This is a genomic window from Noviherbaspirillum sp. (assembly GCF_036846085.1).
Lineage (GTDB): Bacteria > Pseudomonadota > Gammaproteobacteria > Burkholderiales > Burkholderiaceae_D > Noviherbaspirillum.
The window spans coordinates 1-5,509 of sequence record NZ_DAIUCO010000314.1; the positions used below are offsets into that span (position 1 = coordinate 1).

8 protein-coding genes are annotated in these 5,509 nt (G+C 62.1%); 2 read left to right on the top strand and 6 right to left on the bottom strand.

Features of this window, described 5'->3' with window-relative positions:
* Both V7080_RS23455 and V7080_RS23460 read left to right on the top strand, forming a co-directional pair.
* Positions 1–345 (top strand): EI24 domain-containing protein (locus V7080_RS23455; RefSeq protein WP_334190795.1); only part of this gene is annotated, 345 nt, incomplete at its 5' end.
* A 70-nt stretch (positions 346–415) separates the two neighbouring features.
* Positions 416–1,222, top strand: coding sequence for a competence/damage-inducible protein A (locus V7080_RS23460; RefSeq protein ID WP_334190796.1), 807 nt, complete (start codon positions 416–418; stop codon positions 1,220–1,222).
* Positions 1,223–1,241: 19 nt separating this feature from the next.
* Here V7080_RS23460 and ureG read toward each other — a convergent pair whose 3' ends face one another.
* From ureG to V7080_RS23490, 6 genes are all read right to left on the bottom strand, one after another.
* Entirely contained in the window at positions 1,242–1,856 is a 615-nt protein-coding gene (gene ureG, locus V7080_RS23465) for an urease accessory protein UreG (RefSeq protein ID WP_334190797.1), read from the bottom strand.
* Positions 1,857–1,926: 70 nt separating this feature from the next.
* Positions 1,927–2,604 (bottom strand): urease accessory protein UreF, encoded by a 678-nt coding sequence (locus V7080_RS23470; RefSeq protein ID WP_334190798.1) that lies wholly within the window; start codon positions 2,602–2,604, stop codon positions 1,927–1,929.
* Between the two features lies 1 nt (position 2,605).
* Positions 2,606–3,115, bottom strand: a complete 510-nt coding sequence (ureE, locus tag V7080_RS23475; RefSeq protein ID WP_334190799.1) for an urease accessory protein UreE — start codon at positions 3,113–3,115, stop codon at positions 2,606–2,608.
* Between the two features lie 15 nt (positions 3,116–3,130).
* Complete coding sequence (ureC, locus tag V7080_RS23480; protein WP_334190800.1) at positions 3,131–4,831, bottom strand: urease subunit alpha; 1,701 nt, start codon at positions 4,829–4,831, stop codon at positions 3,131–3,133.
* Positions 4,832–4,848: 17 nt separating this feature from the next.
* Positions 4,849–5,061, bottom strand: a complete 213-nt coding sequence (locus V7080_RS23485; RefSeq protein WP_334190801.1) for a hypothetical protein — start codon at positions 5,059–5,061, stop codon at positions 4,849–4,851.
* An 11-nt stretch (positions 5,062–5,072) separates the two neighbouring features.
* Positions 5,073–5,378, bottom strand: coding sequence for an urease subunit beta (locus V7080_RS23490; protein WP_334190802.1), 306 nt, complete (start codon positions 5,376–5,378; stop codon positions 5,073–5,075).
* Positions 5,379–5,509: the final 131 nt, after the last annotated feature.

Here is a 5,509-nt window from a genome sequence, read left to right on the forward strand (position 1 = left end):
GCCCTGTGGGGATGGCTGACCTATAAAGTGATGGCCTACGATGCCCTGGCGGAACACGCGACCCGGGAAGAATACCGGCATATCATGCGCCGCCACCGGTGGCCGCTGCTGCTGATCGGCGCGCTCACCGGGGCGATGGGTGCCGCGCCGACCTTGCTTTGGCTCGGCGGCGCGCTGTCGGTAATTTTCTTTCCGTTGCTTGCCGGCGGCGCGATCTGGCTCTATGTGCTGGTCTTCGTCTTTACCGGCCTCTGGTTTACGCACTACTGCCTGGACGCGCTCGCGGAGTATCGGCAGGCTGGGGCGGCGGTGCCGTTGCCGGGTGCGCTGAAGGATATCAACTGAGGCCGCCCAACCGGTATCCGGCGCCTCGGGCATAATTGCCGATTCCTCATCCAGCGGGCGGATCGAACATATGGCTATCGGACTGATCATCATCGGCGACGAAATTCTTTCGGGAAAACGCGCCGACAAGCATTTCCCCAAGGTCGTCGAATTCCTTGCTGCGCGCGGCCTGCAATTGTCCTGGGCCGAATATGTCGGCGACGATCGCGCACGTATCACGGCGACGCTGCAACGCAGCCTGGCCAGCGATGACATCGTGTTCTCGTGTGGCGGTATCGGCGCCACGCCCGACGACCATACACGGCAATGCGCGGCGGCGGCGTTGGGCGTGCCGCTGGTTCTGCATCCCGAAGCAAAGCTGAAGATCGAGGAACGCATCGCGGATGTGGCGCGCGAGGCGGGCAAACAGCCTGAATATGATGTCCCGGAAAATCGCCATCGGTTGAAGATGGGCGAGTTCCCGCAAGGTGCGGAAATCATCCCGAATCCCTACAACAAGATTCCCGGCTTCTCGGTCAGGAACAACAACGGCGGTGCGCATTATTTCGTTCCGGGGTTTCCGGTGATGGCATGGCCGATGATCGAATGGGTGCTCGACACGCATTACGCGCACCTGTTCGGCAAGAACGCCTGGGCGGAAAAATCGGTGCTGGTCTTCGAGCAGGCGGAATCGACTCTGACGCCGATGATGGAGCGGCTGGAGTCGGCGTTTCCATCGGTGAAGGTATTCAGCCTGCCGAGCGTCGGCGATGCGACGACGCGCCGGCATATCGAACTCGGCGTCAAGGGCGACCCGGCGCAAGTCGACGACGCCTTCAGGGAAATGCTGGCGGCACTCGACGCCTTGCGTGCCGAATACCAGATGCACGTTCAGTAACGCGCCTTACCCGTCGGCCTCATTCCATCAGGCCCTGCTTGCGGATGAAGTCGACCACCTGCTGCACGCCGTCGCCGCTGCGCAGATTGGTAAAGATGAACGGCCGGTCGCCGCGCATGCGTTTCGCATCCTGCGCCATCACATCGAGGTTGGCGCTGACATATGGTGCAAGATCGGTCTTGTTGATGATCAGCAGGTCGGAGCGGGTGATGCCCGGGCCGCCCTTTCGCGGAATCTTTTCGCCGCCCGCCACGTCGATGACATAGATGGTCAGGTCGGACAATTCCGGACTGAAGGTCGCCGCCAGGTTGTCGCCGCCGGATTCCACGAGGATCAGGTCGAGGTCGGGGAAATCGGCGCTCATGCGGGAGATCGCTTCCAGGTTGATCGATGCATCCTCGCGGATCGCGGTATGCGGGCAACCACCGGTTTCCACACCCATCAACCGCTCCGCCGGCAAGGCGTCGGCGCGCAGCAGGATCTCCATGTCTTCCTTGGTATAGATGTCGTTGGTGATGACGGCCATGTCGTAATGGTCGCGCATCGCCTTGCACAGCATTTCGCACAATGCGGTCTTGCCGGAGCCGACCGGTCCGCCGATACCGACGCGCAGGGGATTGGAAGGAGTTGTCATGTTCTTGTGTATGGAAAAGTAATAGGTTGATTCAAACGTATTCCGCGATAGGCATTGGCCGGCCGATCAGTCAGGAGCGGTACAGGCGACTGTATTGCACTTCGTGCTGCATCGATAAAAGCGACAGGCCGGGAGACCAGTTGCAGAGTTCATCGTCCGACAGTTGCTGTGCACGCACAGCCGCCGTTTCGAGTTCCGGCCGCAGCGACAGCAGCAGCCTTTGGCCCGATACCTGCCCGAGCGGCACCGATTTCACGCACACCAGAACCTGGTTTTCCGCCCAGGAAAACAGCATGCCGAGCAGCGAAGCCTCGTGCGGCACATCCAGCGCCACGGCGAGGCAGGCGAGCGCCGTAGGCAAGGGTACTTCCGCCTGCCGAAGCAGCAGGGGCAGGGCGTCATGTCCCGGCACCAGTTCCGCCGCCAGCTTGCCCAGCGAGTAACCCATCTGGATGGTTTCCGCGCGAAACTCGGCTGTGTCGCGCGCGGCGATGAAGCGTTCCGTCCAGGCATCGACAGCGGCGGCGTCGCGCGCGGCGAAGGCCTGCAGCAGCCGCCACAGAATGGGCGCCTCGAAGCGGGCCACCACCTGGTGCAGTGTATCGACGATCCAGCGCCGGGCGGACGCCTCGTCATGCACCATGCCGCGTTCCAGAGCCGCCTCCAGGCCTTGCGAATAGCTGTAGGCGCCGATCGGCAGGGAAGGGCTGGCAAGCTGCAGCAGGTGGAGCAGGGCGGCGGCGTGCATGTTATTTGTCGGATGGGCGATGGATCTTCTGGCGCAGCGGAATTGGCGCCAGCGGATGATGGTCGTGATGATGATGGCCGCCGCCGTACGCGCCCGACTCCGGTTCGAACGGCGCCTGTTCCTCGGTGACCCGCGCCCCGAGGCCTTCCAGCATTTCCTTTAGCACGCCGTCCTTGCGGATGCGCAGGAAGCCGGTGTCGGCATCGCCGCCGACCTGCGCCTGGGTATGGCGGTTGCCGAGGTGGAAGGCGCAGCGCAGGAGGTCGCGTGCCGTCGCGCACTCGACCCGATAGGTCGCTTCTTTCGCGGCAACGATTTTCACTACCCGGCCATCGTCGCCCCTGAGCAGGTCGCCGTCGCGCAGCACGGTGCCGCGCACGGTGAATACGGCGACTTCCTCGTCGGACGCCAGTCGGGCGCGCAGCCGGCTTTTTTCACGCAGGTCGAACGGCAGGACGAGTTCGCCGTCGATTTTCTCGGCGGAAGCAATTTTGGTATTGAGTGTCAGCATGTGAGTATGTGCAAATCAGAACAGGAAATATCGCTGCGCCATCGGCAATACCTTCGCCGGCTCGCACACCAGCAATTCGCCGTTGGCACGGACCTCGTAGGTTTCGGGATTCACCTCCATCTTCGGCGTCAGGCCGTTGTGGATCATGTCGTTCTTGCGCAGCGTCCGGACATTCTTGATCGGAATCAGCGTCTTATTGAGCTTCAGCGCATCGCCGATGCCGTCGTCATAGGCGGCCTGCGAGACGAAGGTGAACGAGGTTTTCAGGCCGCCGCCGTAGGCGCCGAACATCATCCGGTAGTGGACGGGCTGCGGCGTCGGGATGGAGGCGTTCGGATCTCCCATTTGCGCAGCGGCGATCATGCCGCTCTTCAGGATCATCGACGGCTTGACGCCGAAGAAGGCCGGCTTCCACAGCACGATATCGGCAATCTTGCCGACTTCCAGCGAACCGACCACGTGCGAGATGCCGTGCGTGATCGCCGGATTGATCGTGTACTTGGCGATGTAGCGCTTCACCCTGAAATTGTCGTTGCGGCTGGTGTCTTCAGCGAGCGCACCACGCTGCACCTTCATCTTGTGCGCCGTCTGCCAGGTGCGCATGACGACTTCGCCGACCCGGCCCATCGCCTGGGAATCGGATGACATCATGCTGATCGCGCCGATGTCATGCAGGATATCTTCGGCGGCGATCGTCTCACGGCGGATGCGCGATTCGGCGAACGCAATGTCTTCCGCGATGGCCGGGTCGAGATGATGGCAGACCATCAGCATGTCGAGATGCTCGTCCAGCGTATTGACGGTGTAGGGGCGGGTCGGATTGGTCGACGACGGCAGGACGTTGCCATGCTCGATCGCGGCAATGATGTCCGGTGCGTGGCCGCCACCTGCACCTTCGGTATGGAAGGTATGTATTGTGCGGTCCTTGAACGCGGCAAGGGTGTGTTCGAGAAAGCCGCCTTCGTTGAGAGTGTCGGTATGGATCGCTACCTGGATATCCATCCGGTCGGCAACCGACAGGCAATTGTCGATGGCGGCGGGGGTCGTCCCCCAATCCTCGTGGAGCTTCAGGCCGATGACGCCGGCGCGCACCTGTTCTTCCAGTGGTTCCGGCAGGCTGACGTTGCCCTTGCCGAGAAAGCCGAGATTCATCGGGAAGGCATCCGCAGCCGACAGCATTGAATGAATATGCCATGGTCCGGGCGTGCACGTCGTCGCCGCAGTGCCAACCGCCGGGCCGGTGCCGCCGCCCAGCATGGTGGTGACGCCGCTCATCAGCGCCTCCTCGATCTGCTGCGGGCAGATGAAGTGAATGTGGGAATCGATGCCGCCGGCAGTGACGATCATGCCTTCGCCGGCGATGATTTCCGTCGCGCCGCCAATCGCCATTGTCACGTCGGGCTGGATATCCGGATTGCCGGCCTTGCCGATGGCGGCGATCCTGCCGTTCTTCAGGCCGATATCGGCCTTCACGATGCCCCAGTGGTCGACGATCAGGGCGTTGGTGATGACCGTATCCATCACGTCCTTGTGATTGCGCTGCGACTGGCCCATGCCGTCGCGGATCACCTTGCCCCCGCCGAACTTGACTTCCTCGCCGTAGGTGGTGAAGTCCTTTTCCACTTCGATGAAGAGTTCCGTATCCGCGAGTCGTACGCGGTCACCGACGGTGGGGCCGAACATTTCGGCATAGGCTTGACGCGAAATTTTTGCCATGGCGATTCCCTTATTTGTTATGCAGTGAGGTACGGGCGACAAGCGACGCGGCGCCGATCAGTGACAGGCCGCTGGTGATTCCCAGTGCGCGCCGCGCCGCGGCGCCCATGGTGATGCGCGCCATGCGGGCTGCCGAGCGAATGCCCCACGACCTGCAGGACGGCGGGGCCGGGCGTGATGTTCAGCAGAAAATTCGTACCGAGAAACGCGAGCAGCAATGGCAATTCCATGGATGCACTCCTTACAATGCGCCCATGACTTTGGCATTGAAGCCATACACCTTGCGGTCCCCCGCCAGCGCCACCAGTTCCACCGTGCGCTGCTGCCCGGGCTCGAAGCGAACCGCGGTACCGGCGGCGATGTTCAAGCGCATGCCATAGGCGGTTTGCCGCTCGAACTGCAGGGCGGGATTGACCTCGAAGAAGTGAAAGTGCGAGCCGACTTGGATGGGGCGGTCGCCGCTGTTGGCGACGGTGACGGTCGCCGTTGCGCGACCGGCGTTGAGTTCGATCTCGCCGGGTTCGATCTGCATTTCGCCTGGGATCATGGGTTCTCCAGAAGTGAATGTTTAGGTGGATGTAGGCTTCAGAATTGGTCTAAGGGTAAGTCAATTGACTGCCGATCTAATTGCTCCGTAAAGTTCCCTCCCCCTTGCAGGGGGAGGGTTAGGGGTGAAGC